The sequence below is a fragment of the Mesotoga infera genome (assembly GCA_011045915.1).
GTDB classification, from domain to species: Bacteria; Thermotogota; Thermotogae; order Petrotogales; family Kosmotogaceae; genus Mesotoga; species Mesotoga infera_D.
Genome location: DSBT01000370.1, coordinates 1 through 4,375 on the forward strand (window position 1 = coordinate 1; position 4,375 = coordinate 4,375).

The following is a 4,375-nucleotide window of genomic DNA, read 5'->3' on the forward strand; positions in this document are numbered from 1 at the left end:
AGCATTCAACCTTGCTCATATTCATTCTCCTTTCCTGGCTGGCCTCACCATTTTTGAAAGACAGGGTAGTTCTTGTTTTTTACTCGTCGAACCACAGAAAGTGAACTAAACTCTTTTCAAAGGACAAGCACAGGGGTGAAAATCTTGAGAGCTTTATGTGCGTGAGTTCTCTGCCTTTTGGTCTTCAGGAGGGGTATGGCCACTCTTACAAAAAGAGGCAGTTCACCAAACCAGAATCGTTAATAACATCAAGAAAGCAATCAATAACCTTTCCTCTCGAATTACAGGTTGAGAAGACCAAATTCTTGATTGCACGCGAAACAGCAACAAGGAAGACTCTTGTCTCTTCATCAGAATCTCTGCCGAAGTTGAAGAACAACTTGTCTTCAAGCCCTAGAAAGATGACAGTCTCAAATTCCAGTCCTTTACACTTATGAACTGTCATAATAGGTATTGTGTTATCTCCTTCGAATCTCTTAAGAGCCGCCTTCCAGTTATCCTCTTTTTTCCTGTTTGTCCATAGCAGTTCCGAAAGATCATCCTTTAAGCTTTCTACGTAATCCACATTTGAGTATCTTGGAAATAATGCTCTGAGTGAATCAACAGAGAAAAATTCCAGAATCTTATCAATTATCGATCGAAGTTCTTTCTTGTTTGAACTATCTTCCAAGTCATTTTTTATGTCATTGATGAGCCTACTAAGATCGCTCTTGGCCTGATGTATTTTCTCCAAGTCCGAGTAGTTTTTTAGCTGAATCAATATCTCTAATAGATGAATCCAATCATCAGGAGAGCGATCAATCACAGCCAACCTGATAGCTGACATTATGATACCCACAAGTTCTTCAGATGACATGGCTTGGTATTTTGTTTCATTCCTGGCACCAATCCCCAGTTTCCCTAGCTGGTTGATTACTTCTGATGCGTTGTCATCAATATAATTCCTGATCAAGATGGCAATGTGTCTTGGAGGTGTTCCGGCATCAATCAGTCCCTTGATGAGCTTAGCAAGGTATGAAGCCTCGCTTACTTTGTCTGCAAAATGCAGTAGAGTTAGATCTCCGTCCCCTGAGTCCCGTCTCTTGTCTGGCCGCGTGCTTAAGACTCTTTCACCAAGTAACTTGAATACATGTCTTTGGAATTCCACTAATTTCGGTGCTGACCTGTAGTTCATTACCAGCGAAACCTCGTTGGCATTGAAATCTCGAGTAAATTCCCCGAATATGCCAGGTCTTGCTCCAGCCCATGTCATTATCCTCTGCTTATCATCACCTACTGCTGTGCATTCACAATTTGATCCCATAAAGCAAGCCTTAAGAAGGTCGTATTGAATGAATGTGGTATCCTGGAATTCGTCGAGAAAAACATGACTGAAGGATGTGTTTAGATATGCCTTAATTATTGGATTGGTCTTGATTATCAGTTCAGCAAGTCTTGATATCATTCTGAAGTTTAGCAGTGACTCTTCTCCAGGATGTTTTAGAAGAATCCTCCAGTCTCTCAAAATACTCCTGTCGTATTCACTAAGAGAATACAGCGGCTTTGCTGTAAGTTCTTTTATTCTCTCATTAGACGGCATTCCACAGGCTGAGAGTCTTTCCTTTAGCTCCTCGTCTTTCACTCCTATTGAGTAGCTTCGTTCAGGCCTGAAATTCTCAGGGATTGCTTTCAAGTAGCGGTCCATTAAGTCTTTTGCGAATGCGTCAAAGGTCATCGAGTGGAATCTTCTTGCCAATTCCTCGCCACATCTTTGTTTCACTCTTTCGGCAATGTTGCTTGCCGCATCTTTTTTGAAGCTTATTGCAAGAATTCTCTGGGGATGTGTGCATCTAGAAGTCTTCAACAGAAAGGACGCTTTCTGAGCAAGAATCTCTGTTTTGCCTGCACCTGGACCTGCAGTTACTAGCAAATTACCAGAGTTTCTTATAGCTTCCCTTGCAGAAGGTTCAAACCCCATTCCGCATTCGGCAAACCATTCATCTTCGCTCTGAAATCTCATCAAACTACACATCTCTCTATTCCAACTTCGTCCGAACCTTCTTTGTTAAACGCTCAAATAACTTTGGCAGATTCGAGATAATTAGCTTCCCATCAATTTCAGCTCTCGATAAAGCCATAATGTGAGACACTGGTTTACTCCTCCCCAAGAAGAAATATTTGTACCAGGGCATCAATTTTCGCAGTTCTCCTTCATAAGCACTGCATCTGTCGCTTTCATCTCTTAGAATGGCTTTTAGATCTTTCACAAGCCTGTCCTCGTATTCTGTAGAAGCAGATTCACTTTCCACTTCCGACAGTTTTCTTCCCCCGATTCTTGGTCCTTCACGATCATGAATAATTGATTTGTAGCAATCAGGGAATTTTTCAAGCATCAATAGATCAATGTCAAGAGGGTAAGAGAAGAACACATCGTGTTCTTCCAAGAAATCAATCCAGAGTCTCATCTCTTCTAGGTCCCGCTCAGCATTACTCTTATTCAGCAAATCTCTAGGTGACTCTATTGATACTCCGCAAGGTTTGAGTCTCTCAAATGTATGTTCACACTCACATAACTGATCAACAACATACTTTATTCTCTCCCAACCGCCTGTCTCCCTTTCTAAATCTAGATCCAACAGAGTGACGTATTTGATGTCAAGGTTTCTCAGCAGTTTCCAGAAGTGATTCACATGCCTACCTCCTAGGGGCACGACAGAAATTCCATCGGAATCAACTTGCATAGAAAACATCTCAAATATCTTCGGAAGTATTATCTGCTCACTGTCTCCTTCAGCCAAGACAACCAACCTTGCAAAATATAGCTCGGGGAATGCCTTTACTGCTTCATTCACAAATTTATGAGCTTCCTCCTCCTTATCAGGCAGAAGTATAGCTCTTACACTTGTGCTTCCCCTATTCATGAAGTATCTGATCTGCTTTGGTTCAATTCTTGCCAGAATTGATGGAGTATGCGATGAAAGAATTACTTGAGCATTTTCATTTGTTGCGATGTCATTAAGACTGGCAAGAATCCTGCCCATTAGTTGTGGTGCTATATGATTCTCAGGCTCCTCTACTGCAACCAGTGTTAGTACGGGCACCTCTTCGCTACGAGCACTTTTGCGTACGGATTCCTCAATTCCGAGTGAGGTACTCACCAGCGCAAGGTAGAATAGAGACTTCATTCCATCTCCCAAATCTTCAATATCGTACGTCCCACCTGTATCAGTCGGAGAGAACTCCACGTTCAGTCTATTCAACATACTGTCAAGATCTTTCCTTGCGAAAGTGAGTGCTGCCTTATTGTACTTTTGTTCTCGATGAAATCCCTTCCATTTCAACCGCAGAATTTCCTGAATCTGAGCAACTGTTTCTTCTTCATTGAAGTCATTGTTTAGATCTTCAATATGGCCATCAATTTTCTTCCTGATATCGTCGTTCCATTCTGCATACCTCAGAGCTCTCCACAATACATTTCCAGATGCTTTTCTCAAAAGTGACGAAGGATCTCTTGTTGCGGGAACGTATATTAGGTTGATTTTTGACAAGTCATGTGTCCTTGCAGGCTTCTTGCTCTCAGGAGGTTCCCCTTCAGATTCTGGCGCAGTGACAAAATACATTCTGCTATCGACTGTGCCGTCAGGCGTTGCTCCTTTCTCCCAAGATGATTCGAGTCGCACTCTAACATATGGCTTTTTCCCAGTTTCTTCCACCGTGAATTCATTCCAGAAAAGTGGAGCATCTGTCTTCTCGTTCGAGACCCCTAGAATTACCTCAATGTGCATTTCTCTTTTATCACTAGTTTCAAGAACCTCTCCCAGTGGTACGTGAAAGTCTCTGTAATGAATAATCCTTTGATCTGTTGACCCGAAAAGCTTAGACAAAGCAAGCATAAGGTTCGTCTTTCCGCTGTTGTTAGGTCCAATCATGATAGTGAAGTTGTCAAGCATAACCGAAGTCTCAGCGTTCCCAAAACTTCTGAAATTGCTTACCTTCACTTTTTCAATTCTCATAAGCCCCCCTTTGATTAGAGTCGGTGATTTGCGAAATCATCAGAACCCCCCAGGAGGCCAGTGTAAAGAGTATATCTTCCTAGCCGGGCTCGGCGGAACCACTGATTTATTGCCTTGCTCAGTAATAGTATTTCAAGGAACTTGTCAAGTATGGATTTCAAGACTTTGAGACCGCATTGCTTTTTCTTTCTCAGCTGAAATTGACTGAAGTACAGTTTTTGATTGACTTACAAGAGAGTATTTGAAACAAACAAAATCATTCCTTCAGTTCCGGAGACCTATTTCAGCTTGTAGTTCAGTTCCAGGTTATTTTCCAAAATCTCTTTGATTTGCTCTTCATCGAACCCTAATAACTTAAGAAGGTGGAGCTGAATTATTGCCTC

At 41.9% G+C, this 4,375-nt stretch carries 2 protein-coding genes; both read right to left on the reverse strand.

The annotated features are described in order from the left end of the window. Positions 1-205: 205 nt before the first annotated feature. A complete protein-coding gene (locus ENN47_11985) occupies positions 206-2,011 on the reverse strand; it encodes an ATP-dependent helicase (protein ID HDP78868.1) in 1,806 nt (601 codons plus the stop codon). 4 nt (positions 2,012-2,015) lie between these two features. Further along, complete coding sequence (locus tag ENN47_11990; protein ID HDP78869.1) at positions 2,016-4,007, reverse strand: DUF2813 domain-containing protein; 1,992 nt, start codon at positions 4,005-4,007, stop codon at positions 2,016-2,018. Between the last annotated feature and the right edge of the window lie 368 nt (positions 4,008-4,375).